We start from the raw sequence: 26,665 nt of genomic DNA, 5'->3' as shown, positions 1-26,665 counted from the left end.
AAGACGGGTGACAACCTTGGAACAGCCCCGATTCTATCCATGACGCTTGCGGTACTGAAGAGGCGTGGTACCCGCGATTTTTTTGAAGGTTTTATTAAAGTGGGCAATATGCTCAAATCCGGCTTGCTCGGAGATAAATTGTACGGATTCCCTGCTGTTCACGAGCATTTTCTGGGCTTCGCGAATTCGTACCACCTGCAGGTACTCGCGAAAGTGAAAGCCTGTCAGCTTGGTGAACACTCTGCTGAGATAGGAAGGGCTGATGTAAAACTGCTTGGCGACCTGCTCCAGCGTAAGCTTTTCATAATAATTAGATTTGATATATTGGGCTATCTCCGAAATTTTCTGGTGCATCGGATGCTCATATTCATGGGTTTGGGATTGAAGCGTGGTCTCGATCCGATGAAGGCGGATGAGCAGCTCGTTCATCCACGCGCGAACCAATGAGCTGTAGTGAGTCTGCTCGGTTTGGCATTCTGCGAGCATCGAGAGGAGCAGCCGTTCGATTTCGGGCTGATGCTTCAGCGGAATGCGAACGAGCCTGGATGTCCCGTGATCAAGCAACTTGGCAACGCCGGCATCGCCCTGTTCGATGAAGCTTCTGGAGAAGCTGATCAGCACCCGCTCGAAGGTCAGCTTATCGGAGCTTGCCGTTGAGTGGAGATCATGCGGGTTCACAATCATCATGTCCCCTTTTTTGACGGTAAACACGTTATCGTCCATGAAGTAGACCCGTTCACCGTTAAGCAAGTAATACAGCTCAAAGTAGGGATGCTCATGCGGACGGGGCATGCTGCTGGAACCGTTTCGCGACATGTATTGGATGGAGAAATCATGATCTCCGATGTGGTACTTTGGCTGCAGCCGGTCATTCATTCTCTCTAACTCCTTTGTTCGCATGGTTGGATTACCACCGATAGTGATCGTAGAAAATTATATATCATGCCTGCAGCCGATCTTCAAGGGCTTTGAACGCAATCGGCAACAATTTTAAAGAGTAAAGAAAGTATATGTTTATGTTTTCAGCGGAGCTGAAGCTTTCTTTAACCTCGGATGGAATAAAGGTGCCGATGGAACGCCATGGCCATGCCATCGAAATGGCTACCGAAACAGGCGGAAGGTAAATCGTCCTGCCGGTATAAATCGAATAAGCAATCTTACAAAACGGAGGTACACATGATCAAACAAACAGAAGAAGCAATATGTCCTGACTTGCCCGTGATCCCGGAGTATACAGTAACGATTACGGACTATGGCGCCGTTGGAGACGGCGTATATGACAACACCCAGGCATTTTATCAAGCGATTGAAGCCTGCGCAAAGGCAGGAGGGGGGAAGGTGGTCATCCCTCCCGGAATCTGGCACACCGGTCCGTTGAGCCTGCAGAGCCGGATTGAGCTTCACGCCTCTGCCGGTGCGCTTGTTGTGTTCAGCAAGCAATTCGAAGCTTATCCGATCCGGATGTCCACCTATGAGGGCAGGCAGATGTTCCGCTGCCAGTCTCCGCTCGATGGAGAAGGGCTGGAGGATATCGCGATCACCGGCAGCGGTATTTTTGACGGAAGCGGCGAAGCCTGGAGGCCCGTTAAGCAAGGGAAGCTGACGGAAAGCCAATGGGATCGTTTAATACACACCGGCGGCGTCGTAGATGACGAGGGACTGTGGTGGCCTACGCCGGCAGCTCGGGACGGTGAGGAAACCCTGGCTCGAATCGAACAGTCAGGCAGCAAGGATCCACATGACTATGCGCCTGTGAGAGACTACCTGAGGCCCAATCTGCTCAGCTTGAGAAACTGCAAACGAATCCTGCTCAGTGGCCCGACCTTTCAAAACTCCGCAGCCTGGTGCCTGCATCCCTGGGCATCGGAGCAGATCACCATTCAGAACATTACCGTCCGCAATCCATGGTATGCCCAGAACGGGGATGGTCTGGACATCGATTCGTGCAAATACGTGACCGTAGAAAACAGCTCGTTTGATGTAGGAGATGATGCGATTTGTCTGAAGTCCGGCAAAAATGAAGCCGGGCGCCTGCTGGGAAAGCCGAGTGAGCGGATCAGCATCCGGAACTGCACCGTTTACCACGGCCACGGCGGCATCGTGGTCGGCAGTGAAATGTCCGGAGGCATCAAGGATGTGTACGTATCCGATTGCACCTTCATCGGCACCGATATCGGCATTCGTTTTAAAAGCTGCCGCGGTCGCGGCGGCGTGGTCGAGAACATCTTCATTGAACGGATCCGGATGCGGGATATCGACGGGGATGCGATTTCCTTCAATTTATATTACGAAGGGAAAGCCGGCTCCGGCGAGTATCAAACGGAAGTGATGCTGCCGGTTACCGAGGAAACCCCCATATTCCGGAATATTGTCATTCAGGATATTGTGTGCAGCGGCGCGCATACTGCACTGCTCATCAACGGCTTGCCGGAGATGCCCGTGGAGAACTTGACGGTGAAGCGGTCCGCAATCACAAGTCAGGAAGGCATTGTCTGCCGAAATGGAAAGAACCTCAGCATTCAGGACATCGTCCTTCGCAATCAGCAAAATCAGCTGCTTCACTTTCACCAAAGCCGAAATGTTCAGGTGGCGAATGTCAGCGGAGAAGGGGGCTCGCAGGATGACCGCTTGCTGGTGGTGACCGGGGAACGGTCCAGGAAAATCGAATGCTCGGGAATGAAGGCCAGTAAGGCCAGGCAGATTATGATTTCTTCTGAAGTGGGACCTGGGGAGGTCGTGATCAAGTAGCATAGCTTTCGGATTCATTAAGGCTTAGAAAGGAGGTGATCGAATTATAACCGTTGCAAGCATCTCACAATGATAAGGAGGTACGCAATTGAAAGCAGCAAAATGGTTAAAGCACATGCTTGTCCTCACCATGCTGTTTACAAGTTTTTCCGGCGGAGCCGCTTATGCTGAAGAGAGCCCTGAAACCGTAACCCCGTCCAATTCCTCGCGAACGCCTGCATTTCCGGGGGCCGAAGGCGGTGGAAAATATGCGACCGGCGGCCGGGGCGGCGAAGTGTACGAGGTAACGACGCTGGCCGACTCAGGCCCGGGCTCGCTTCGTGATGCGGTCAGCGCCGGAAACCGGACCGTTGTATTTAAAGTCGGCGGCGTTATTGAGCTGAAATCTCCCCTTAAGATTCTCGGAGATAATCTGACGATTGCCGGTCAAACGGCGCCGGGCGATGGGATTACGGTCATCGGGTATCCAACGACCTTTGATGGAAACAATCTGATCATCCGTTACATGCGATTCCGGCTGGGCGATATGAATGAAACGGAAGCAGACTCTTTTGGCGGACGGTACAAGAAAGACATTATCATTGACCACTCCTCGTTCAGCTGGTCCGTCGACGAAGTGCTCAGCCCTTACGGTAACGAAAATGTCACGGTGCAGTGGTCAATCATTGCGGACGCCATGCATATTAGCAAACATGTCAAAGGCAGACACGGTTACGGCGGGATATGGGGCGGCAAGAACACCAGCTTCCATCATAATTTGATCGCCCACAATTCCAGCCGAAACCCGGCGTTTGACAGCACGGCAGGCAACTCCCATGATTTCCGCAATAACGTTATATACAACTGGGGTTTCTTTGCTTCTTACGGAGGCAAAGGCGCGGTTACCAATATCATCAACAATTATTACAAGCCCGGCCCGGAAACGGAAGTCGTTCGGTTCATGAATGCGGAGAGCACCGGAAGCTACTATATCGACGGCAACATCATGGACGGACACCCGGAATATACACAGGATAACTGGTCCGGCGTTCATAAATATCCGAATTACGTGAAGCTGGAAGCCCCCGCTTCCTTCGCCAATCCATTGCCGACCGAATCCGCCGAGGCCGCTTATGAAAGGGTCATGCAAGGCGCTGGCGCCACCCTGCCGAAGCGGGATGCCGTCGATGCCAGAATCATCCATGACGTTATTCACCGAACCGGCATGCATATCAACTCTCAGAATGAGGTGGGTGGATATCCGCTCGTAGAACCGGTTAAATCTACGATAGAGGATGACGATCATGATGGAATGCCGAATGATTGGGAGGCCGCCCGCGGTCTGGACCTGAAAGATCCGAGCGACCGTAATCTGGTCAATGGAGAAGGATATACGAATCTGGAGCTGTATTTGAATTCCATTACAGGCAGCGGGTCGGCCAATCCCTCTGCGGTCATTACCGCCCCGGCGAACAACACGGTGGTCAAGGCCGGATCGAATGTGACGATTGAAGCGACCGTTTCGGATGAAGACGGAAGCGTATCGAAGGTCGAGTTTTACCGGAACGGGGAGAAGGTTGGAGAAGACGAGAGCATGCCGTTCCGCTATGAGTGGATGGACGCCGCGGACGGCACCCATTATTGGGCTGCGAAAGCGATCGACGATACGGGCACGATGGCGTTCTCGACAAGCGTGGTCGTTCATGTGAACACCGAAGGGAGCATCAAGCCTTGGAAGTCGGCAGATGTCGGCAGTCCGGGAATTCCGGGACACACGCAGCTTGGTAACGGCCCCGGCGAAGTGACCGTCAAGGCGGCAGGCGATATCGGCGGAACGAAGGACGTCTTTCATTTTGCCTATCAGGAAATAGAAGGCGATGCTGAAATTGTTGCCAGGGTCAAAAGCATTACCCCCACGAATGAGGAAGCAGAAGCCGGCATTATGTTCCGCGAGAGCCTGAAGGAGGATGCTCCATTCATATCCCTGGTCGTCCCTTACATTCGTACGGGGAAAAGAGGCGTCACCCTTAGCCGCGCAGAAGAGGGGGGAGAAGCTGCAAGAATTCAGCCGGAGCAGGAATTTCAGCTGCCCTACTGGATCAAGCTTGTCCGCAAGGAAAACCAATACACATCAATGATCTCTCAAGATGGAACCAGCTGGACCACGGTTGGAAACGTCCAAGTCGATTTGCCCAAGCAAGCCTATGTCGGCCTTGTGGCGGATGCGGCCAAAGTGAACAACGAGATGTGGAAATACAATACGGCGACATTTTCCAACGTGAATCTAACGGCGGATACAGGCAGCGGCCCGAAAACCGTGTACTATGTGAACGATGACTTCGAAAACCTTGAAGCCGGCTCGGTACCTGACGGATATGGCGTGATCCCGCAGCCTCAGGATGCGGAGCATACGGTCACCGTGGAGGAAGTCCCCGTCAATTCTACGGGCAACGATTCGGAAAAGGCGCTGAAGGTATACGATAATGCTGTTGGCAGCACAGGGTTTACAATCAACTTCCCGAGACAGGCAGGCACGGTTGTTGTCGAGACGGATTTCATGTCACCGGCCATGCCCGGCACTTCGGTGCTGCTTCAAATCAAGGATGCAGAAGGTACCAAGACGCCGATTGCTCTTGAGGTGCGCAAGCCTCAGTTACCGATTCAGGAGGATGCGTACGCCCTGGTTTACAAGAACAAGAATGGTCAAGACGTCAAGCTGACCAACCTACCGGGCGCCAACCGCTGGTACAATCTGAAAGTCATTGCAAATGCGGCGGCTAACACCATGGATATTTACGTGGACAACGTACTGGCAGCCGAGCGGGTTGAGCTTCGGGACGACATGCGGACCTTAGGGCTTGGAAGCGCCTTGTTCGGCAGGACGCCCGGAACCGGCAAGGGCACCTATTACTTCGACAACATCAAGATATACGTGGAGCCGGCAGCCGCACCTAAAGGTTTGCGCGCGATCCCGGGGAACGGGAAGGTTCAGCTGGATTGGAACAGCGCGCAGGGAGCTCTATCGTATACCGTGAAAAGAAGTACGACAAACGGGGGACCTTACGAGACCGTTGCTGCCGATTTGAGTGCTTCCAACCCATCGTATACGGATACGAGCGTCGTCAATGAAACCACTTATTATTATGTGGTTACCGCCGTGAGTGAGCTTGGAGAAAGTGATCCCTCCAACCAAGTGCGTGTCACGCCTTCGGTGAATGCCGTGAAGCCGCAAGCGCCGACGGAGCTCACGGGACTTAGCCGTCACACCCAAGCTGATCTTACCTGGCAGCCGGTGGAGCATGCGGTCACCTATACGGTGAAACGAAGCGAAATCCAGGAAGGGCCTTATATCGAGGCAGGACGTGTGGAAGAGCCTTTCTTTAGAGATACGGGTCTTGTAAACGGTAAAGTCTACTATTATACGGTGACGGCGACAAGTGTTGCCGGCGAAAGCGAGGCGTCCGAGCCGGTCGCGGTACGTCCGGTGGCCCCGTTACAGTCGCCTGCGAACGTTAAAGCGAGTGCCGGCGATGCATCGGCGGCGATCTCGTGGAACGCCTCACCTGACGCTTCGAGTTATCAGATCAAGCGAAGTACCGTTCACGGCGGCCCTTACACGGTCGTTGCCGATCAAGAAAAGGATGTCCGCTATGAGGACAGCGGATTGGAGAACGGGACGGCTTACTACTATGTCGTTTCCGCACATAACGGCACCGCTTCAAGCGCAAATTCTGAAGCGGTTCGGGTCATTCCATTCCCTGCGAATACCGCTCCGCCTCCGGGTGATCTTCAATTAACTCCCGCCAAAGACCGCGTCAAGCTGTCCTGGTCAGCCGTAGAAGGCGCAGCTTCTTACCAAGTTACAAGGTCGGAATCCAGAAACGAAGAAGGTAAAGTCATCGCGTCTGATTTACGGCAGCCCGGTTTTATCGATACGGATGTCGTTACCGGTAAAACCTATTATTATTCGGTCCAGTCGGTGAACGAGAACGGACCGGGAGTCGGAAGCTATCCTCAAGGGGCAACGCCTGCTTCGGTCATCATCGTGGCCAAGGACGGCACAAGTATATTTACGAGCGTTCAAGCCGCGGTGGACTCCATCCCGGAGGGCAATACGGACCGAACGATAATCTATATCCGTAACGGAATCTATGAGGAGCAGGTTACCGTACCCAAAACGAAGCATGCCGTGAGCTTGATCGGCGAGAGCAAGGAAGAGACGGTCATCACCTATACCGGGATAACGGGCACCGGATTCAATGAGCGTGCCACTGCCGTCGAATCCGATGATTTTACAGCCGAGAACATCACGTTCGCGAATGGAGCAGGTGCCCAAGGCCCGGCGGCCGCAATGGATCTGCGGGGAGATCGGGCATTTTTCAACAATGTCCGCATGATCGGTTATCAGGATACGTTCTTTGTGAACAATACCGGGAAACGGGTGTACGTGAAGAACAGTTATATTGAAGGAGCGGTGGATTTTATCTACGGACCTGGAATCGCCGTGTTTGACCGGAGCGTCATTCACAATGTCCGTTCAGGTGGATATATTACAGCCGCCAGCACCCCGGAAAATCAGTCTTACGGATATTTGTTCATCAACAGCAAAATTACGGGAGCGGACGGAACCTTAGATGTTTATCTTGGACGTCCATGGCGACCGTTTGCCCATGTGTTGTTCATGAACTCGGAAATGGAAGGAATCGTGCACGATAAAGGCTGGCATAAATGGGGAAGGCCGGAAAACGAGAATACCGCCAAATACTACGAATTTAACAATGCCGGACTTGGTGCGGCAGCCGAAACCCGCGCAAATTGGTCGAAGCAGCTCACGCCGGACGAAGCCAATCTGTACACGATTCCATTGATGATGAAGGGGGCGGATGGCTGGGATCCGACCATGATGCCGGTTCTTCCAGAGCCTTACGGGGAAGCGGACGATACGCCGCCGCACACAACCTCCAAACTAACGCCGGAACAACCTAACGGCCTGAACGGCTGGTACACGGTGCCGGTTACCGTTGAATTAAGCGCGGAAGACGACGGTTCGACCGTTACCGAAACCGTCTACAGCTTTGACGGTATCACCTGGATTCCGTACTCTGGGCCGATCATTCTGGATCGGGAAGCGGCATCGGCTGAGATATACTATCGCTCCGTCAACGCTGCAGGTCTTGAGGAAAGCATCCAATCCATTGCACTGAACATTGATCTGTCCCCACCGGATATTCAGGTAGAGACACCGGCACAAGAGGGAGGATGGAAAGTCTCCAGCGACTGGACGCCGGACATCCATCTCACCGACTCCGTTTCCGGCATTGATGGAAGTCGGACGGTCATCAAGCTGGACGGTCAACCCGTTCAACCCGGTGAAGCGATCCCGCTGTATCAGCTTCCGCTCGGAAGTCATGTCTTAACCGTTGAAGGAGCAGACATTGCGGGCAATACGGCAGAAGCTGAGATTGAATTTCAGACGGTTACGAGCACCGGCAATATGATCGCTTTGATCGAACGGTTCCTAAGCAGCGGAGAGATTGGGAATGCCGGTATCGCCAACAGTTTGACGAAGAAGCTGTAGAAGGGGAATCTGGTCAGCTTTGAGAACGAAGTCCGGGCACAGCGCGGCAAGCATCTGTCGGAAATGGCGGCGGACATCCTGCTGCGGCATGCCGAGGCATTAAGGGAAGATATTATATAAGTTTTAAAGTCCTCAAATTTTGAATCAAGCTGGAAATCATGATGCTTCTATTCTAGAATCCACAAAACAGGGATGATGATATCCCTGTTTTTGTGTTGCCCTGGCTCCGTTGTTCTCCGATCCTGAACGTTCACATAGTGTTTCATTTCAGTATGACTGCAATCACATGTACGGAACCAGGAATTTCATATACTTGGGTTGTAAGAGTGAAATAGTTCACAAAGACGGAATTTAGTCTAAGGAGGTTTGACTATGAGTTCATTCACGCTTCAGAGCCACGTATCCGATATTGTTACATCCATCCCGCAAACTGCGGATTTATTCCGATCACTCCGGATTGACTTTTGTTGTGGAGGGCAGGTGCCATTGGAAGAAGCGGCTAAACAGCGTAATTTGGAACCTGCCGCCGTACTGGAGAAGGTTCAATCCCTGGAGAACAAGTTTGTCGATTATCAGGAAAGCCGTCCGGCTTCACTGAAGGAATCCGAACTGATTGAACACATCCAGCATAAACATCATGCCTTCTTGCGGGATGAATTACCTGCTTTAACGCCGTATGTGACGAAATTGGCCCGCGTCCATGGTGAGCATCATCCCGAGCTTCTCCGGGTGCAGGAGCTTTTCTCGGATCTGAAAAAAGAACTGCTGGATCATACGAAAGATGAGGACGAGCATGTATTCCCCCTTATCTTGAACTTTGTTGCAGAGCCTAACCACCAAGCTGCAGAAGAGCTTAAGCCGCATGTGTCTGAGCTGGAAGATGAACATGCTCACGCCGGCAGATTGCTTCAAGAGCTTCGGGAAGTGACCGCTGATTTCGAACTTCCATCGGATGCCTGCGGCACGTATCGGCTGGTCTATCAACGGTTGGCCATGCTTGAAAAGGACACCTTCGAGCATATCCATCTGGAAAACAACATATTGTTTGAGCGGATTCGCCAAGCGGTATAACTTTGGTTAGAACCCCTTCTTCACTGGGTGAGGAAGGGGGTTATCATTACCCGGCTAGATAGCAAAGCACCCTGAATAATCTCAGCGGCCGTATCTGCCCGCCTGGAAGGATGGGGTGCCTTTAACACATTGTTTGAAGACCGTGAAAGTGAATGAACGTCTGCCCGGATGACTATCGAACCGTACAATAACGCCCTAACCTTTATGGTTAGGGCGTTATTGTTTTGTCATGATTAGCGTACAGACTCCTTCCCCGGGTAGGGAGAAGAGATCAAATAAAATTCACTTAACAATTACCTGTATTTAGTCGATAATTATATAGATCAGTTGGAATTATTCGACACAGGAGGGTTCATATGGATTACTCGAAATTGGGAAAACAATTCATAGGCGGGGAATGGCGAGACGGTAAAAGCGATAAAACGCTGCCTGACATCAATCCATATAATGATGAGGTCATTACGGCTTTTCAAATCGCGAGCGTTGCAGACATTGATGATGCCTATCAGGCTGCCTATCAAGCTAAGCTGGAATGGGACAAGGTTAACCCTTACCTTAAACGCGACATCCTTGAAAATGCTGTTAAATATATTGAGTCGCATGAGGAAGACATGACGTCCATTATTGTTCAGGAGCTGGGCGGAACGCGTCTGAAGGCGGCATTCGAGATCGGTCTTGTGAAAAATATGATTAAGGAAGCGGCTACGTTCCCCCTTAGAATGGAGGGAAAAATTTTACCTTCCACAGAGGATGGCAAGGAGAACCGCCTGTATCGGATTCCGGCTGGCGTGGTTGGGGTTATCAGTCCGTTTAACTTCCCTTTCTTCTTGTCCATGAAGTCCGTCGCCCCGGCATTAGGTGCCGGCAACGGCGTCGTGCTGAAGCCGCATGAGGATTCGCCGATTACGGGCGGAACCTTGATCGGCAAGATTTTCGAAGAAGCGGGTGTACCGAAGGGCCTGTTGAATGTTGTGGTGACAGATATCAAGGAGATTGGCGATGCGTTCGTTGAGCATCCGATTCCGAGAATCATTTCTTTCACGGGTTCGACCAAGGTTGGAAGCCATATTGGCCAGCTGGCCGTCAAGCACTTCAAAAAGCCGCTGCTGGAGCTCGGCGGGAACAGCGCGTTCATTATCCTGGAAGATGCTGATATCGATTATGCGGTACAGGCGGCAACGTTCAGCAGATTCACGCATCAAGGCCAGATCTGTATGTCGGCCAACCGGATTCTCGTACAGAAGTCGATCTATCAGGAATTTGTAGATAAATACAAAGTGAAGGTTTCCACCCTTACAACAGGTGATCCGAGCGATCCGCAGACCATTATCGGGCCCGTCATCAACCATCGGCAGGCAGAAACACTGGAGAAGCTGATTGAGAAGGGCATAGAGCAAGGTGCAGTTCCACTGGTGCGGGGTAAAATCACCGGCAGAATGGTGGAGCCTACCGTCCTCGTTAATGTGAAACCGGATATGGAGGTAGCACAAGAGGAATTGTTCGGCCCGGTTGTGTGTATCATCCCGTTCGAAACGGAAGAGGAAGGAATCGCAATCGCCAACGACACACGTTTTGGGCTCAGCGGGGCAATTCACACCTCCAATCTTGAACGCGGGGTTGAAATGGCGAAGAAGGTCCATACAGGCATGATCCATGTAAATGATGTCACGATTAACGACGAGCCGATTGTAGCATTTGGCGGAGAGAAGCAGTCGGGGTTGGGTCGTCTGAATGGGCAATGGAGCCTGGATGAATTTACGACCATGAAATGGATATCGGTTCATTACGGACAAAGGAAATTCCCGTATTAAGGGTTGGGGGAGATAGGCATGAATAATGTGACTGAAGAGCAAACACAGCATGAGCTGATCCGTGCTTTTGTAAAGATAGCTCCATTGCTGAAAAGTCTTACGAATGATGACATCACGATCGGCATTTATGATACGGAGAAGCTTATCATCAACATTCCGGGAAGAACCTTTTCGCTGAATGTCAAGCCTGGGGACCCGCTTGTGGAGGGGGATATCGTAACCGATGCCATCCGCAATAATAAAGCTTTATCGGCTGTCGTTCCGAAAGAGCTGTTTGGATTTCCGCTAGCTGCACGCGCGATTCCGCTGCATGACGAACAGGGCAGGGTTATCGGCGGTGTAGGCATGGGGACAAGTCTTGAAAAAGCGAATGCGCTGTTTGAGATGGCCGAGAGTTTTTCCGCGATTGTCGAACAGACCACCGCGTCCATTGAAGATATCAGCCAATCGATTGCTCACCTGACCGAGCGTGTAACTGACGTAACGAACCAAATGACGGACGTCAGCTCCAGCGCGCAGCAGATTGGGAAGATTTCCAGCGTTGTGAAGGAGATTTCGGATCAGAGCAATATGTTAGGTCTTAATGCTTCTATCGAAGCGGCAAGAGCTGGGGAAGTCGGGAGGGGGTTCTCGGTCGTTGCCGATGAGATTCGGAAGTTGGCGACAAGCTCCAAAGAGAACGTGGACCAGATTAATGGCATTACGAAGAATATTCAGGAATTTTTGCAGCGGTTAAATCATGCTTTTTCCGATATCCATACCCTAACCGATACCCAGTCAAGGGCGATTCAGGAATTCTCCGCAACGATCCATGAGATTAGTATCAAAGCAGAGGAGCTTGCCCAGGTTGCTGAAGAAAGCCTGTATGCCAAAGAAAACAAGCAATAGAAAATCAGCAACTCCTCTTATGCTGTAATTTTATATACAGGTCCAATAAAGCAGGAAAGCAGAAATACATCGATGATGTATTTCTGCTTTTTGTTAGATATGCTGTGGCAGTGCATGTCAATAACACGGTCGCCATACCCATATCATACGCGTCATTATCTTTAACCCGAGCTTTAGCTTGTCCTGAGCCGGATCCCCATGATGACGGGGGAACGCTCCGGCGTGAACTTCAAAAGATATTCCGTTCAAGGCAGTACATCAGCAATTCACGCAAGTCTATAAATGTCTAATATGTATATGATTTTTAAGCCAATCGATCAGGTACTTTCCCTTTACTGCTTGGTTTATCATCATAATTACAAGAGATGAGGGGTTGTTATGAAAACGGTAACAAGCGACTTCTTTGAAAGAGAGCGGGAGGTAGAGGATGACGAAGACAAGCAAAATCGTATTGTTTCAAGGTGACTCCATAACGGACGGGAATTGGGGGCGCGACAACGACCTTAATCATATCCATGGACATGGCTATGTGTATCTGATTGCCGCTGAGCTGGGATTTGAACTAGCGGAAACCAGGCCTCAGTTCATAAATCGAGGGATCAGCGGCAATCGTGTCGCGGATTTGTACGCGCGTTGGAATGAAGATGCGATTAGTCTGCAACCTGACCTAATCAGTATGTTGGTTGGAGTTAACGACGCAGGTCGGATCATCGAAGGCTCGCCAAGCGGTGCTACGGACAGGTTTGAAAAAGCATACCGTCACATACTGGAGGAAACGAAACAAGTGCTTCCACAGACAGGGCTAGTGTTATGTGAGCCATTCGTGCTGAAAACGGGTGCCACCGTGCAACACTGGGACGAATGGCGTCAACGGTTGAATGAATATAGCCTAGTTGTCCGGCAATTGGCTCAAGAATTTGAAACGCTGTTTGTCCCCCTGCAAGAAGCGTTTGATCATGCAGCCAAGCGAGCAGGAGCCGAGTATTGGATATGGGATGGCATTCATCCCACGACAGCCGGGCATCAATTGATCTCACGTGAGTGGCTGAGGGTCGTGCAGAATAGTCCATTGGCTATTCGTTGATACAGGTACACAGTATCGCGCTTTCTCGCAAGACCAATGAATCATGGATTAATTTATAGATCGTCTGATACAACAAAACCGCTGATTCGAAACGGAATCCAGCGGTTTTGTTGTTGTTCAAATCCATGGAAATAATTGTTGACTATTACAAAATGCCATGCTATATTCTTTTCAGTTTTAATCGTAATAATTACGATTAAAATACTAATCAAGCCAACTACCATAATTCGGAGTAGAGGGGAGCCCGTGTTACGTGCTGAAGCAGATGATCGATTTTGTGAAATGCAATCCAACACAGAATATGACGATTCTAATTAACACGATGCTTCCACGTGATGAACATAAACGTATTGCTTCTAAAATTATGTCCTATGACAACGTTTATGCTGAACAAGTTGGCTTCATTGAGCCATCCATGAACCAGGAAGCTGACGCGTTACTTCAAATGGCGGGAGGTGAATTTTGCGGTAATGCCTGCATGGCCTTGGCGGCATACCTGGCTGAGCTACAGCAGATGAAACGTCACGAAACAACTGAATATCGATTAGAGGTTTCAGGAGCCGAGCAATTAGTGGCATGCCGCATAACAAAAAACAGGGAGGATTATCGCTGCCGGGTCAACATGCCGCTCCCGGTGAAAATTGATCAAACAGTTCTTCAAGAAGGGGGGGCCCCTGTTAACGCGGTTGCCGTCCGGTACAGCGACTTTGTTCATTTCGTGATTGAAGTGGAACGCTTAGATGCAGTGATGAAGAACAACATGTTATCCTTGGCCAAGCTCATCGGACCATTTCTGGACACAAGCATGCTTGGTATTCTGCTGTACAACGCCAGTTCAAGACAGCTAACACCGCTTATATACGTCCCGAAACTAAACAGTGCGGTGTGGGAAAGAGGGTGCGGCTCCGGTACGGCTTCCATAGGAGCTTATTTAGCCTGGAAGAATAAACGCAATATCGAAGCTCATATCCATCAGCCCGGCGGGACAATGCTTGTAAAGGCACTTTTTGACCAGGACCGACTGACCCATCTGGAAATCGAAGGTTCCGTCGGAATCGTAGCACAAGGCACAGCGTTCATAGATACGGAATTTAACCTATCTGCAGGAGAGGGTATTCATGAAGTTAGCAGAGTTTGAGAAATCATTAGATGATTATTTAACCAGGTTTGAGTACTTCGCTGACCGATTCGATTACACACCTCGTCACTGTTCCGAGCTGGAGCGTTTAATTGATCAATACTCGGCGTTTATAACAGACGAAACTAACATCACAGTTTGGGATGAAATGGAGCAACAAGGAATCGGCAGATTTAGCGGTCTTGTTGATGGTCTGAGGAAAAATTCGGCGCGCTGCGTCGCGATCCTGGAGAAATATCGTGCGCTGAAATTGCAAAAGGGAGATACGGAGATCACCGATTATTTCAGAAATATCGAGGAATGTATTGAGAAAGAGTTTGGAAGTTTTCTGATCACTTCTAAATCGAGAGTATTGTTGGTTGGCTCTGGATCTTTTCCGATGACAGCACTATTGATCGCAAAGCGTACAGGAGCTGCGGTGGTCGGGATCGATATTGATGTTGAGGCAATTGAGCTTGGTGTGAAGGTTGTAGAGAAATTGGGTCCGGGGTTGAACATCCGATTGGAAAAGACATCGGTTGATTTCCTTGATGATTTGAAAGAGATCACCCACATCATATTTAGCTCGACGGTGGCTGATAAGTACGAGTTGTTGGAACAGTTATATCCATTGACGAATGAACAGGTCGTTGTCGCCATGAGGTATGGAAACCGATTAAAGTCTTTATTCAATTATCCCATGAAAGAGACGGACAATCGTAAATGGGGATTAGTGGATAACGTATTGCGCCGAGACGATATATTTGACATTGCTTTATATAAAAAAATCACAGCTTAGCTGACGGTAACCGAAGTGAGGTGTCTTATGAGAGAGATGAAGCATGTCCTGTTGTTGGGAACAGGCCCAGCAGCCTTACAGCTGGCAGTGACTCTTAAAAAGGGATTTCATTGTCGCCTTGGGATCGCCGGACGTGAATCGGTTCGGTCTGCTGAGTTCTTCGACTCCCTTACGGCAAATGATCAAAGGGTTCTTGCAAGCATCCAAAATGAAAAGCATCGTTCCATGGAAGGCGAGTGTCGCATTGATAATGTGTTTCGGGGATTTGAAAACATTGAAGGCGAATGGGACACTTTATTTTTGGCGGTGACCACCGACGCTTATATGGGAGTCATGCGACAGATTCACCATAACGTTCTGCGGAAGGTCAAATGTTTCGTACTGATATCACCGACTTTCGGTTCCAACAGCTTGATAACCGGTTATATTCGAAGCTTTAATCCCAATGCGGAAGTCATTAGTTTCTCTACATATTATGGAGACACAAGGTGGATGGGTGGCCGAGTTTCTAATCATGTCATCACCGCGGGGGTCAAGAAAAAAGTCTATATCGGCTCGACACGGGGGCGCTCTGATTTTGTCGACAGGCTCTGCGGTCTGTATAAGCAATTGGATATAACTCTCGAAGTCATGAAGACGCCTCTGGAAGCAGAGGCGAGAAATATTTCGTTATATGTTCACCCCGCTTTGTTCATGAATGACTTCTCATTAAACGCCATTTTTGATGAGTCGGATTCGCGTAAGTTCGTTTATAAGCTTTTCCCTGAAGGCCCGATTACGCAAGATCTGATCCGCAATATGTTATCCCAGTGGAAAGAAATGATGAACATTCTAGACCAATTAGGGATGACGGGCATCAATTTGCTAAAGTTCATGACGGATGATAACTATCCGGTGAGAATCGAGAGCTTATCGCGCCAGGAAATCGATAGCTTTGATCAATTACAAACGATTCATCAGGAGTATTTATTGTATATACGTTACGCCTCATTGTTAATTGATCCTTTTTCTGAGCCGGATCCAGATGGAAAGTACTTTGATTTTTCGGCAGTTCCGATCAGGAGTTTGTTCATCAATAAGGAAGGCTGCCTGGATATTCCGAGGATGCCCAAGGAGGATTATTATCGGATCAAGATCATACAAGGTATAGCCAGATTCTTAAAGGTGGATTGTCCGACGATTGATCATTTCATAAAAACGTATGAAGACAAAATCGTAAATGTATCACTTGCTCACAAGGACCGGTTGTTGTCCAATGCCTTCACGGTTCAGAGCTTCGAGGAAGATCTGGCGCTGATATGCACGGAACTATCAAACAGATGAACGAAACCATAAACAAGTGGATAGCAGGAGGAAAACCGTGAAAAGAAAAAGTGTCATGCTATGGATGTTTATGTGCACAATCGCGCTTCTGGCAGGGTGCGGGGAGACAAATCAGGGAAGTAAGACCGAGACGGTAATCCGGGATGAACTCATCTATGCAACAGCAAAAGATATTCATGATATGAATCCTCATTTATACACCGGATCCATGCCGGCTCAGGGTATGGTATATGAATCGCTGGTGGAGAACACAGCGGAAGGGATCAAGCCTTTGCTGGCGGAATCCTGGGACATTTCGGAAGACGGGAGAACCTATACCTTTCATTTGAGAAAAGACGTGAAGTTTCATGACGGTGAACCGTTCAATGCCGAAGCTGTCAAACTGAATTTCGACGCCGTGCAGCATAATGCCGAAAAACACGCCTGGATTAAGCTGTCCACCAAAATCAAGAGCGTGAAGGTAGTGGATGCACACACCGTCCAATTGGTTTTAAGCGAAGCCTATTACCCTGCACTGGTCGAACTGTCCATGACGCGGCCGTATGTATTCCTCTCACCCAAGGATTTCATTCAAGGGGAAACGAAGGATGGCGTTAACGGACACCATGGTACGGGTCCTTACCAGTTTACGGAACTTAAAATCGATGAGTACGCTACCTTTACCGCCAACGAGGAGTATTGGGGAGGTCCGCCAAAAATCAAAAAAATCACGGCCAAGGTACTGCCTGCAGGAGAGACGACATTTTTGGCTATGCAGAAAGGGGAGGTGAATTTTGTATTCACTGATGATCGGGGGGCCGACAGCATCGATGTGCAAGCGATGAATCGCCTGGTTGAATCCGGAGCATACCAACTGGTTCGCAGCGAAGCCATGAATACAAAAATGATTGTGGCCAACAGCAGCAATTCGGATAGTCCGGTAAGCGAAACCGCCGTACGTGAAGCGATCTGGCATGCGATCGATCGCGAAACGATCAGCAAGGACATATTCGAGGGGAGCGAGGCGGCAGCGAATCAACTGTTCTCGTCCAACGTGAACTATGCGGATGTCCAGTTGAAGGAACGCGGTTATGACCCGGGAAGGGCTGAGCAAATTCTGGAGCAGGCCGGATGGGAGAAGGGCAGCGACGGCGAAGCCAGGATCAAAGCCGGGAAGAAACTGGCCATGAACTTATACTATGACAGTAATTCATCGTCGCAAAAAACGCAGGCGGAAATCATCCAGAATGCGGTGAAAGGGATCGGAATCAAGCTGGATATCATCGGCGAAGAGTCGAGTTCCATCGCGAATCGAAGATCCACGGGGGATTATGAGCTGTTGTTTAATCAAACCTGGGGATTGGCGTATGACCCTCAGAGCACCATCTCTGCCTTCACTTCCGAGGCTTCTTATCTACATACAACCAAAGGGATCGCGGAAGCGGATCATCTATATGAACATATTCAGGAGGTTATGGTATCCAAGGACGAGGAGACCCGCAAGTCGTTATACGCTGAAATCATGACAATGGTTCACGATGAAGCCGTGTTTATCCCAATTTCAAGCGGAAGCGTCACGGTCCTTGCACCCAAGGATTTAAAAGGCATTGCATTCAAACAAACCCAGTTTGAGCTTCCTTTTGAGCAAATGTATTTTGAATAGGACACGAACTCATTATTCGATAAGGAGTCATTATGGGAAGTTATGTAGTTAAACGGTTATTGTTGTCCGTTCCGATTCTGCTGATTATTTCGTTTTTGACTTTTCTGTTGATCAATCTGTCCCCCATGGATCCTGCCGAAGTGGTGCTTCGCGCCCAGGAGGTTCCGGAAATTACGGAGGAGCTGATCGCCCAGACGCGTGAAGAGCTTGGAATGAATCAGCCATTCTTGAAACAGTATGCCGATTGGGTGATGGCCTGCCTTCGATTGGACTTTGGAGAATCCTACGTGACGGGACAGACGGTTTGGTCTATGATCAGCCCGGCATTTCTCAATACCTTAAAGCTGACCCTGGTTTCGTCTATTAACATTATCTTCATGTCTATCATCTTGGGGGTTGCCTGTGCATTAAACGAGGGAAGAATATGGGATCGATCGGTGAGAGGCGTTTCCTTCTTTCTGACGGCGATGCCTTCCTATTGGCTGGCTTCGATCATGATCTGGTATTTCTCCGTCAGACTGGACTTGCTGCCGACTAGCGGTATGGATTCGTATCGAAGCTATATCCTTCCCGTGACGGTTATATCGGTGAGTTATGTCGGCATTTACTTCAGAAACGTAAGAAGCTCAATGCTGAACCAATTACATGAAGACTATGTTGTATACGGGAGAGCCTGCGGTTTGCCCGAGAAGAAGATTACCATGCGCATTCTGAGGAATTCGCTTCAAGTTGCCGTATCCATATTTTGCATGGCCATCCCCATTATTCTGGGCAGCACCGTCGTTATCGAAAATGTATTTGCATGGCCGGGACTTGGGCGGCTGAGTGTGAAATCCATTCTGAGCAGGGACTTTCCGGTTATCCAGGCGTATGTTCTTATATTGGCTGTAGCCTTCGTACTATTTAATACCTTGTCGGATATGATCAATGCTGCGTTGAATCCGAAACTAAGGAAGGAATTCTGATGAACGTACTTAAAAGTCTAAGCAGAGACAAGCTGGCCAGCCTGTCACTGGTCATCATTGCCGCAATCGTAATCCTCGGCCTGTTCGCCCCTGTATTTGCGCCGCACGATCCGAATCAAGTCGATATGAAGTTGCGTTATGCCGGGTCTTCCTGGTCGCATTGGTTCGGTAACGATCATCTGGGACGATGCATCTTATCCCGGCTGATCTATGGTATACGTCCCAGTATTTTATGGGTTCTGGCAGCTTTGATGGCGTCGGTAGGAGTTGGAGGGATCGTTGGTTTCATCGCAGGTTATTTCAGAGGGAAAACAGACGCAATCCTGATGCGAATTTGCGATATCATGCTTTCATTTCCCGGCTATGTCATGACGCTTGCGGTTGTTGGCATTCTGGGCGCAGGCCTTGAGAACATCCTGATTGCCTTTGTCGCGATGAAATGGGCGTGGTTTGCCCGCGTTATCCGAACGTCGGTCCTGCAGTACGCGGAAATGGATTATGTGAAATTTTCAAAAGCAGCCGGCATCAGCAATCGAAGGATCATTCTGAAGCATATCGTTCCCGTGACATTTTCGGATATCGCCGTCATTGCAAGCGGTTCGATGTGTTCCATGATTCTGCAGATCTCCGGCTTATCATTCTTAGGGCTGGGTATCAAGGCTCCCAACGCCGAATGGGGGATGATGCTGAATGAAGCGAGAGAGGTGATGTTCTCACGCCCCGAGCTCATGTTAGCACCGGGCATGGCAATCGTGATTGCCGTATCGGCTTTTAATTTTCTGGCGGATGGGCTACAGGTCTCCCTGGATCCCAAACGGATGAATTCCGGTAAACAGCCGCGAACAGCAGAGGTGGAGAAACCGACTTATGAATATGCTTGAGGTTAATCATCTAAAGGTATGGGATGCGAACGAGGGAAAAGAGATTATCCATGACAGCTCTTTTCAATTGAAGGCGGGAACCTGCCTGGCGATTGTGGGAGAAAGCGGAAGCGGAAAATCCCTGACGTGCAGATCGATCATAAGGCTGCATAAACCCTGGATTCGCCAATCCGGGGAGATAATCTTCAAGGGAGAACATTTGAATCAGCTTTCAGAAAAGGACATGAGGAAAAAAAGGGGAAAGCAGATCGGCATGATCATGCAAAACGGCATGGGGGCATTCGATCCGTCCAGCGTCGTCGGCGTTCATTTCTTGGAGACGTTGAAGGCGCACTTCGGCTGGAGCAAGGGCGAGGTTGAAGCCAACATGAAAAAAGCCATGGAGAGCGTTATGCTTCCCCATCCAATGGAGATCATGAATAAGTATCCTCACCAACTATCAGGCGGCATGCTGCAGCGTTTGATGATCGCGCTCACGCTGGTACTGGAACCCGATATCGTAATCGCCGACGAACCGACGACCGCACTGGATACGATCTCGCAATACGAGGTCGTGGAACAATTCATCCAGCTTCGCGAAAGAATGGGAGGCTCCATGATCTTTGTTTCGCATGACTTGGGTGTCGTGAAGAAGATCGCTGATGAAGTCCTGGTTATGAGAAGCGGTGTTATTGTAGAAAGCGGAAGGATTGAATCGGTATTTACGGAACCCCGGCATCCTTACACGCAATACTTGGTTTCTACGCGCCTAGAGCTCAGCAGTCATTTCAATAAGATCATGAACGGGGGATCATAACGTGCTGAAAGTCGAGAACGTCTATAAATCCTACCGGGCAGGCGGCTTGTTTTCGGGGAATAGGCAACGCATTTTGGAGGATGTAAGCTTTGAATGCGGAAGCGGAGAATGCCTCGGCATCATCGGTGAAAGCGGAAGCGGTAAATCAACCCTGGGGCGATTGATCTTGGGAATTGAAAAACCGGACCTTGGACACGTCTTATTGGAAGGAAAGCATGTCATGAATCGCCAAGTACGATTTGGCAATATAAGTGCCGTATTTCAGGATTATACTTCGTCGATCAACCCGTTCTTTACCGTGGAAGAAGCGATCATGGAGCCCTTAACGGCGCAGAGGTCATTGAATGATGATACTAGGGGCAAAATTGATCTGCTGCTGAATCAGGTCGGATTGGACGCTTCCTATAAAACGAAATATGCTCATGAGTTGTCCGGTGGTGAGGCCCAGCGCGTCTGCATTGCCAGGGCAATTGCCACGGAACCCAAGTGCATCGTACTCGACGAGGCGATCAGCTCTTTGGATGTGTCCGTACAGATACAAGTCCTTCGATTATTGAAGGAGCTTAAAGACATTTATAAGATGAGTTACATCTTCATCACGCATGATATACAAGCTGTTGCTTATCTATGCGACAGGGTTCTCATTTTCAAAAGCGGCAGGGTCGAGGAAACGGTTCAAATTGAGCAATTAAAGCACGTCCAGTCGGATTATGCCAAAAAATTAATGGAGCATTTGATTACGTTTTAAGGATCAGTCGCTAGCAGGAGGAGAGAAATAGTGAGTGGAGCAATGTCTTGGCCATTTTTGCGTTTATATATGCTGGCGCTGCTTTATTTCAGTGCGAATGCCTTACTCAATGTATTAATTCCGCTTCAAGGAGCCGCTTGGGGAGCCAGCAGCTCAACCATCGGTCTCGTCATGGGAGCTTACATGTTTACGACGATGTTCTTTCGGCCCTGGGCCGGACATTTGATTCAAAAGCACGGTCCGGTCAAGGTGCTGCGAGTGATCCTTTTGGTTAATGGCGCTGCCTTAATTCTGTACACATGTACGGGATTAGGAGGATATCTGATTGCTCGAATACTGCAAGGGGTATCAACGGCTTTTTTTTCGATGGCACTCCAGATCGGCATCATTGATGCACTGCCCGAGAAGGAACGTTCGCAAGGAATCTCGTTCTATTCATTGTTTTCCTATATTCCCGGCGTGATCGGCCCCGTTCTGGCATTAGGCCTCTGGCAGACCGGGGGGATGGATTCATTCACCGTCATTTTTGTGGCCATCGCAATCTGTACCGGTTTGTTCGGATATAGCGTCAAGATGCATAGAGAAGAGGGACCATCCGGGCAATCTGCGAATCGTTCGGGCGTATTTCATTCCTTAGGACAAATCGTGAAAAATCCGTTCCTGTTCAAATGCAGCGTGTTAATGCTGTCGGCATCGATCGTATTTGGAGCTGTAACAACGTTTATGCCATTATACGGATTGCAGCTAAGCAGCGGCAGTGCCGGCATTTATTTGATGCTCCAGGCTGCGGTCGTTGTTGCTTCACGATTTCTTCTAAGAAAAAGAATTCCTTCGGATGGCAAATGGCATTCGTTTTTTATCATGGGTACTATGCTTCTACTAACCCTCGCTGCAGTTTGCATCAGCATTTCTTCAGAGCAGGGAGCGGTTTTTCTTTATACTGGCGCTATTCTCATGGGCATTACGCAGGCGCTCCTATACCCAACGTTAACTACTTATTTGTCCTTTGTATTACCTTCATCCAACCGCAATGTGTTAATCGGGCTGTTTATTGCCATGGCTGACCTTGGCGTATCCATGGGCGGGGTTGTGATGGGGCCCATCGCTGATTATTTTTCATACTCCGTCATGTATATGATATGCGCTGTATTAAGCATGGCTATGGTAATTGTTGCGTATGAGCGAAGAGGAAGCTTGGTGGCCTCGAACAACAACCTTGCCAAGGAGAGTGAAGGGGATGTGTAGCCGTTTAACCAGGTTCAAGGCGGTGACAGCCTGCTTTTGAAGTGTCAGTCAAGGCCCGTCGGAAGGTTCATATCATCTCTGCTCGTTGGTTGAGCAGAGATTTTTAATGAACATTGTTTCTTATCTGGCTAAGTGATAGATCGACTAAGCCATCTTCTATGATCCCTCTATGGGTGGGGAATAATGTTGAAGCTCATCCCAATGAGGCGTAGCTATGTTTGCGCGTATCTTCAAATGATCAAAAGCTTGCTGTAAAGCGGTCATCTCGTTTGCCGACACAGCCTTATCACTTAACAGGATTCTGCCAATTGGGCTTGACAGCATCAGCTTCAGGAGGATGTAGAACAGCTTTCTTTTGTTGCGGGCGAATTGCTTCTGACCGGCAGGCGTAACCGTATAGCCGTTTTTCTCCAATACTTGATGCCCCTCATCTACCGCATGGATAACCAGATTAAGAAGCTTCTTGTCTTTTGCGGCTCTGCGCAAATTACCGTTATATGAAGAAGCTATGGAATTCAAAGGCAAGATGATAACAAAATGACTTTTCAGCCACTCATCCATATTTGTAATGTAAGTCCATTTATATTTGGTGTTAACCAAGGCTTCATCGATCAGTGTGCGCCATGACAGATCCTCTCCTAAACCACCGATCGTTATGTTGGTTCTTGGACCGCGCACGCTAATGATCCGGCCATTCTCTCTCCAGCCGGCAATCGTCTGAAAAGCGAACGCAACCTGTTTCGCTACCGGACTATGGGTTTGCAAATACTTCTCCATTTCCCCAGGGCTTGCATTGTTGCCCATTATAACGATATGGCAGCTGTGATTCGCCGCAAGGGCAGGCAGCACAGCCTCGAAATCGGGATATTTCATTACAACAAAAATAAGGTCATAAACATCGTCCGGCTGTAGTTCTCGGATGACCCTTACATGATTAACCGTGGTTTGAAACTGAAAATAATGCCGAATGACATTGCCGTTCTTCTCCAACTCCTCTGCTCGTCGTCCTCTCGCCAGTATCGTGACGTTGTGCCCTCCACGCACCAGCTCGTGGGCTAAATAACTGCCCAGAACCCCTGCGCCGTAAACTAATATTCTCATCGTGGGTCCCTCCATTTTGGGTTAAACGATTGGATCAAACCATGTTTGCTCAAGCGCATCCCTTGTCTCTTTAACAAAGTTTTTAAATATTCGTTTCAAAATTTAAAAATCACAGCTTGATTCTATATGGACATCAACCAGGATGTCAATAAGTTTTTAAATATTTACTGTGAAATTTAAAAACTATTCGCGTTATGTTAAACTACTTGTAGTGATCAACACGGGAAGTGAGTGAAGATTGATGAATAAATTCGAAATCAGAACGCAGCAAAAGAAGAATGCGATCATTCATGCGGCATTAAAGCTTTTTAAAGAAAAAGGCTTCATCCATGTTAGCATTAAGGACATTGCCGAAGAATCCGGCGTATCGTCGGTATCGCTGTATAACTACTTCGGCAGTAAAGAAGGGGTAGTCAAGGAATGTGCGAATGTTCTGATGCAAAATACGATCCAAATGGCTGAGGAGCTTTTGCATCAAAATATCGACTTCAAAGACAAGATATCTCGGATATTGGAGATCTGTGCAGATCAAGACTATCAATTGCTTGGTACACCGGGTGCCGTTGAGGATCAGGTGCTAGCGAGCTTATATAGTGAAAACACGAATCAAATTAGAATTGCGCTTATTCAGGAATTTATTGAGCTGGGGAAGAAGGAAGGGGCGATTCATTCCTCTGTTTCGCTGGAGACCCTATTGGAACTATTAAGTGTCGTCGGGACGCTCCAAGCTTCCTGGGCCAGAGCCGAGAATTATAAAAATAAGATGGCGGAACTTATCCAGCTTCTCTTATATGGTTTCGTTGGACGCCGTTAAAATCGATCATAAAATATGACCTCCGATGATCCAAGCGGGAGGTTATTTACATACCGCGATGCTGACGAAACCACCCAAAAAAAGAAATTCGCCCCCCAAGGAGAACCATATATTACTTGGAGGAGGATGCTTTTATGCCTAAAACCATACTTGTAGTCGATGATGATCCGGATATCATTGACATGCTTAAACTTTATCTGGACGTAGAGGGATATAAGACGCTGGAAGCTTTCGACGGGAAAGCTGCCCTTGAGCATCTGCGAAGCAAGCACGTGGATCTCGCACTCTTCGATATCATGATGCCGTTCATCGACGGATTCCAGCTGCTCCGCATGATGCGGCAGGATTATAAAATCCCGGTTATACTCATTTCGGCCAAAAATCAGGAACTTGATAAAATAACCGGTCTCAAGCTGGGGGCAGACGATTATGTGTCCAAACCGTTCAGCCCGCTCGAAGTGATGGCAAGAATTCAGGCCCAGTTAAGACGCTCCTGTGAGTTTAATGAGCCGTTGGAAGCTCCAGCGGTATCCGAAACCTGTGTCGGGGACTTGCAGCTGGATCACCGGGAATGCATGTTATACATCAAGGGAACGCCGATTTCGCTGAGTGCGATCGAGTACAAATTATTGAAGCTGTTCATGGGGGAGCCGGGACACGTATTTACGAAGAAGCAAATTTTTGAGCATGCCTGGGATGAACTATATTTGGCTGACGATAATGCCGTCATGGTCCAAATCAGCAGGCTTCGCGACAAAATCGAGGCTTGTCCCAGGAAGCCTGTCTATATCAAAACCATTCGAGGACTCGGTTACCGGTTTGCGAAGAAAGATGAGTTACAGTCATGAATTCGCCTAATCGCCTGCAGCGTTCGCTGATTCGCCAATATATTTTTTTCTTTGTTACAATTGCGCTTATTGCCGCGTTTTCGCTATTTGTATTAAATGCGTTGATCATGGATTATTTTATGGACGCTACCGGACCGATCAAGACGGAGGCTGGAGTCACAGGCAGTCCAACTGCCGTGCCAGGCATGGACGGCGATCAGCATGAGAAGGTATTTTATGGAATGGCACTGAAAACTCTGCTGCTGTTCCTCGCTTTGTTTGCAATTACCGTATATGTCTTCGGAAGATGGACGGCTTCCCGGCTCACGACCCCGCTCCGATCGATTGCGGATGGTATCCGCAACATTGCACGCGGACATTACCATGAAAGATTACATTTTCGAGCGAGCTATGAACTTGCGCAAATTCAGGACGATTTCAATGATATGGCGGAGCGGCTTGAACGGATGGAGAGGGAAAAGCTAGAGCTTGCGGAGAGCAAGCAGCGAATGCTGATCGATATTTCCCATGACCTAAAGACACCGATGACCACCATTCAGGGCTATATTGAAGCGATGGAAGTGGGGCTCGTTGATTCGGAAGAGAGAAGGCAAAGAATCCTGCGTTTGATTTCCGACAAAGCCAGTCTGATGTCGGAGCTGATCGACGGTATCTTCGAGCTGTCCAAGCTGGACAGTCCCGACTATCCATTTGCCGTTGAGGCATCCGACATTACAGAATTCACAAGGGAAATTGCAGCCGAGTATTACGAGGTGTTCGAAGAACAGAAGTTTCATTTCCTTTACGATATTCCTGATAGTGTAATCATCGTACCATTCAACGCGACCTGGTTATATCGGGCGGTTTCTAATATCCTGTCAAACGCTATTCAATACAATCCGCCCGGTACAGCTGTTGAACTGAAATTGGCAGCAACGGGAAGAGGAGTCGAAATTCACATTACAGACGATGGCATCGGAATCCCGGATGTGTTGAAGGAAAAGGTCTTCGATGCCTTTGTCCGCGGAGACCAGGCCCGAAAAAGCGATGGGGGGACGGGTCTGGGTCTTGCCATTGCCAAACAAGTGGTAGAAAAACATGGGGGTAACATCAGGCTGATCACGAACAGGCACACGAAATTCATTCTTTTTCTTCCTAACGAATTGTAAGATTACTGAAAGATTTAGGAAAGTGGAGCGAAAGAGTTATCCGGTAACCTCAGAAGTAGAACCAACAAATTTAAGGGAT

General features: G+C 49.0%; 20 protein-coding genes. 18 read left to right on the top strand and 2 right to left on the bottom strand.

Features of this window, described 5'->3' with window-relative positions; translation table 11 throughout:
- Positions 1-33 precede the first annotated feature (33 nt).
- On the bottom strand, positions 34-876 hold the full coding sequence (locus tag ACQKPA_RS06815) for an AraC family transcriptional regulator (protein WP_427490624.1): 843 nt from the start codon (positions 874-876) through the stop codon (positions 34-36).
- Positions 877-1,176: 300 nt separating this feature from the next.
- On the opposite strand from ACQKPA_RS06815, the gene ACQKPA_RS06810 reads away from it, so the two are divergent.
- From ACQKPA_RS06810 to cntE, 15 genes are all read left to right on the top strand, one after another.
- On the top strand, positions 1,177-2,748 hold the full coding sequence (locus ACQKPA_RS06810; RefSeq protein WP_427490623.1) for a glycoside hydrolase family 28 protein: 1,572 nt from the start codon (positions 1,177-1,179) through the stop codon (positions 2,746-2,748).
- An 88-nt stretch (positions 2,749-2,836) separates the two neighbouring features.
- The gene (locus tag ACQKPA_RS06805) at positions 2,837-8,305 is read left to right on the top strand and encodes a pectinesterase family protein (RefSeq protein ID WP_427490621.1); all 5,469 of its coding nucleotides are present in this window, start codon (positions 2,837-2,839) and stop codon (positions 8,303-8,305) included.
- 372 nt (positions 8,306-8,677) lie between these two features.
- Positions 8,678-9,376, top strand: coding sequence for an iron-sulfur cluster repair di-iron protein (ric, locus tag ACQKPA_RS06800; RefSeq protein WP_427490619.1), 699 nt, complete (start codon positions 8,678-8,680; stop codon positions 9,374-9,376).
- Positions 9,377-9,732: 356 nt separating this feature from the next.
- Positions 9,733-11,187 (top strand): aldehyde dehydrogenase family protein, encoded by a 1,455-nt coding sequence (locus ACQKPA_RS06795; RefSeq protein ID WP_427490617.1) that lies wholly within the window; start codon positions 9,733-9,735, stop codon positions 11,185-11,187.
- 18 nt (positions 11,188-11,205) lie between these two features.
- Positions 11,206-12,075: a methyl-accepting chemotaxis protein gene (locus tag ACQKPA_RS06790; RefSeq protein ID WP_427490615.1), complete on the top strand. Its 870-nt coding sequence runs from the start codon at positions 11,206-11,208 to the stop codon at positions 12,073-12,075.
- 427 nt (positions 12,076-12,502) lie between these two features.
- Positions 12,503-13,159: an SGNH/GDSL hydrolase family protein gene (locus ACQKPA_RS06785; protein ID WP_427490613.1), complete on the top strand. Its 657-nt coding sequence runs from the start codon at positions 12,503-12,505 to the stop codon at positions 13,157-13,159.
- A gap of 256 nt (positions 13,160-13,415) precedes the next feature.
- On the top strand, positions 13,416-14,297 hold the full coding sequence (locus ACQKPA_RS06780; RefSeq protein ID WP_427491690.1) for a diaminopimelate epimerase: 882 nt from the start codon (positions 13,416-13,418) through the stop codon (positions 14,295-14,297).
- Positions 14,278-15,075: an SAM-dependent methyltransferase gene (locus ACQKPA_RS06775; protein WP_427490611.1), complete on the top strand. Its 798-nt coding sequence runs from the start codon at positions 14,278-14,280 to the stop codon at positions 15,073-15,075. The genes ACQKPA_RS06780 and ACQKPA_RS06775 overlap by 20 nt, the downstream gene beginning before the upstream one ends.
- A gap of 27 nt (positions 15,076-15,102) precedes the next feature.
- Entirely contained in the window at positions 15,103-16,398 is a 1,296-nt protein-coding gene (locus ACQKPA_RS06770) for an opine metallophore biosynthesis dehydrogenase (protein ID WP_427490609.1), read from the top strand.
- A 37-nt stretch (positions 16,399-16,435) separates the two neighbouring features.
- The gene (gene cntA, locus ACQKPA_RS06765; protein ID WP_427490607.1) at positions 16,436-18,040 is read left to right on the top strand and encodes a staphylopine-dependent metal ABC transporter substrate-binding lipoprotein; all 1,605 of its coding nucleotides are present in this window, start codon (positions 16,436-16,438) and stop codon (positions 18,038-18,040) included.
- 32 nt (positions 18,041-18,072) lie between these two features.
- Positions 18,073-19,005 (top strand): nickel/cobalt ABC transporter permease, encoded by a 933-nt coding sequence (gene opp1B / locus ACQKPA_RS06760; protein WP_427490605.1) that lies wholly within the window; start codon positions 18,073-18,075, stop codon positions 19,003-19,005.
- Positions 19,005-19,886, top strand: a complete 882-nt coding sequence (cntC, locus tag ACQKPA_RS06755) for a staphylopine uptake ABC transporter permease subunit CntC (protein WP_427490603.1) — start codon at positions 19,005-19,007, stop codon at positions 19,884-19,886. Before opp1B ends, cntC begins: the two co-directional genes overlap by 1 nt.
- Entirely contained in the window at positions 19,873-20,682 is an 810-nt protein-coding gene (gene cntD, locus ACQKPA_RS06750; RefSeq protein ID WP_427490601.1) for a staphylopine uptake ABC transporter ATP-binding protein CntD, read from the top strand. The genes cntC and cntD overlap by 14 nt, the downstream gene beginning before the upstream one ends.
- Before the next feature lies 1 nt (position 20,683).
- Positions 20,684-21,430, top strand: a complete 747-nt coding sequence (locus ACQKPA_RS06745) for an ABC transporter ATP-binding protein (RefSeq protein WP_427490599.1) — start codon at positions 20,684-20,686, stop codon at positions 21,428-21,430.
- A gap of 30 nt (positions 21,431-21,460) precedes the next feature.
- A complete protein-coding gene (gene cntE / locus ACQKPA_RS06740; RefSeq protein WP_427490597.1) occupies positions 21,461-22,675 on the top strand; it encodes a staphylopine family metallophore export MFS transporter CntE in 1,215 nt (404 codons plus the stop codon).
- 156 nt (positions 22,676-22,831) lie between these two features.
- On the opposite strand, the gene ACQKPA_RS06735 is transcribed toward cntE, so the two are convergent.
- The gene (locus ACQKPA_RS06735) at positions 22,832-23,776 is read right to left on the bottom strand and encodes a ketopantoate reductase family protein (protein WP_427490595.1); all 945 of its coding nucleotides are present in this window, start codon (positions 23,774-23,776) and stop codon (positions 22,832-22,834) included.
- A 241-nt stretch (positions 23,777-24,017) separates the two neighbouring features.
- Between ACQKPA_RS06735 and ACQKPA_RS06730 the strand changes: the two genes are divergently transcribed.
- From ACQKPA_RS06730 to ACQKPA_RS06720, 3 genes are all read left to right on the top strand, one after another.
- Positions 24,018-24,590: a TetR/AcrR family transcriptional regulator gene (locus tag ACQKPA_RS06730; RefSeq protein ID WP_427490593.1), complete on the top strand. Its 573-nt coding sequence runs from the start codon at positions 24,018-24,020 to the stop codon at positions 24,588-24,590.
- Positions 24,591-24,724: 134 nt separating this feature from the next.
- Positions 24,725-25,438, top strand: coding sequence for a response regulator transcription factor (locus ACQKPA_RS06725; protein WP_427490591.1), 714 nt, complete (start codon positions 24,725-24,727; stop codon positions 25,436-25,438).
- Positions 25,435-26,586, top strand: a complete 1,152-nt coding sequence (locus ACQKPA_RS06720; protein ID WP_427490589.1) for a HAMP domain-containing sensor histidine kinase — start codon at positions 25,435-25,437, stop codon at positions 26,584-26,586. Before ACQKPA_RS06725 ends, ACQKPA_RS06720 begins: the two co-directional genes overlap by 4 nt.
- The last annotated feature ends 79 nt before the right edge of the window (positions 26,587-26,665 follow it).

Source organism: Paenibacillus sp. NPDC093718 (assembly GCF_050279985.1).
Lineage (GTDB): Bacteria > Bacillota > Bacilli > Paenibacillales > Paenibacillaceae > Paenibacillus_AQ.
Note: the sequence above shows the minus strand (reverse complement) of the source record. Positions and strands in the feature narration are given on the sequence as shown.

Bases quoted from the DNA above. Each gene is read 5' to 3' on its own strand.
- ACQKPA_RS06815 (WP_427490624.1), bottom strand. From the start codon at position 876: ATGAATGACCGGCTGCAGCCAAAGTACCACATCGGAGATCATGATTTC.
- ACQKPA_RS06810 (WP_427490623.1), top strand. From the start codon at position 1,177: ATGATCAAACAAACAGAAGAAGCAATATGTCCTGACTTGCCCGTGATC.
- ric (WP_427490619.1), top strand. From the start codon at position 8,678: ATGAGTTCATTCACGCTTCAGAGCCACGTATCCGATATTGTTACATCC.
- ACQKPA_RS06795 (WP_427490617.1), top strand. From the start codon at position 9,733: ATGGATTACTCGAAATTGGGAAAACAATTCATAGGCGGGGAATGGCGA.
- ACQKPA_RS06790 (WP_427490615.1), top strand. From the start codon at position 11,206: ATGAATAATGTGACTGAAGAGCAAACACAGCATGAGCTGATCCGTGCT.
- ACQKPA_RS06785 (WP_427490613.1), top strand. From the start codon at position 12,503: ATGACGAAGACAAGCAAAATCGTATTGTTTCAAGGTGACTCCATAACG.
- ACQKPA_RS06775 (WP_427490611.1), top strand. From the start codon at position 14,278: ATGAAGTTAGCAGAGTTTGAGAAATCATTAGATGATTATTTAACCAGG.
- ACQKPA_RS06770 (WP_427490609.1), top strand. From the start codon at position 15,103: ATGAGAGAGATGAAGCATGTCCTGTTGTTGGGAACAGGCCCAGCAGCC.
- opp1B (WP_427490605.1), top strand. From the start codon at position 18,073: ATGGGAAGTTATGTAGTTAAACGGTTATTGTTGTCCGTTCCGATTCTG.
- cntC (WP_427490603.1), top strand. From the start codon at position 19,005: ATGAACGTACTTAAAAGTCTAAGCAGAGACAAGCTGGCCAGCCTGTCA.
- cntD (WP_427490601.1), top strand. From the start codon at position 19,873: ATGAATATGCTTGAGGTTAATCATCTAAAGGTATGGGATGCGAACGAG.
- ACQKPA_RS06735 (WP_427490595.1), bottom strand. From the start codon at position 23,776: ATGAGAATATTAGTTTACGGCGCAGGGGTTCTGGGCAGTTATTTAGCC.
- ACQKPA_RS06730 (WP_427490593.1), top strand. From the start codon at position 24,018: ATGAATAAATTCGAAATCAGAACGCAGCAAAAGAAGAATGCGATCATT.
- ACQKPA_RS06725 (WP_427490591.1), top strand. From the start codon at position 24,725: ATGCCTAAAACCATACTTGTAGTCGATGATGATCCGGATATCATTGAC.
- ACQKPA_RS06720 (WP_427490589.1), top strand. From the start codon at position 25,435: ATGAATTCGCCTAATCGCCTGCAGCGTTCGCTGATTCGCCAATATATT.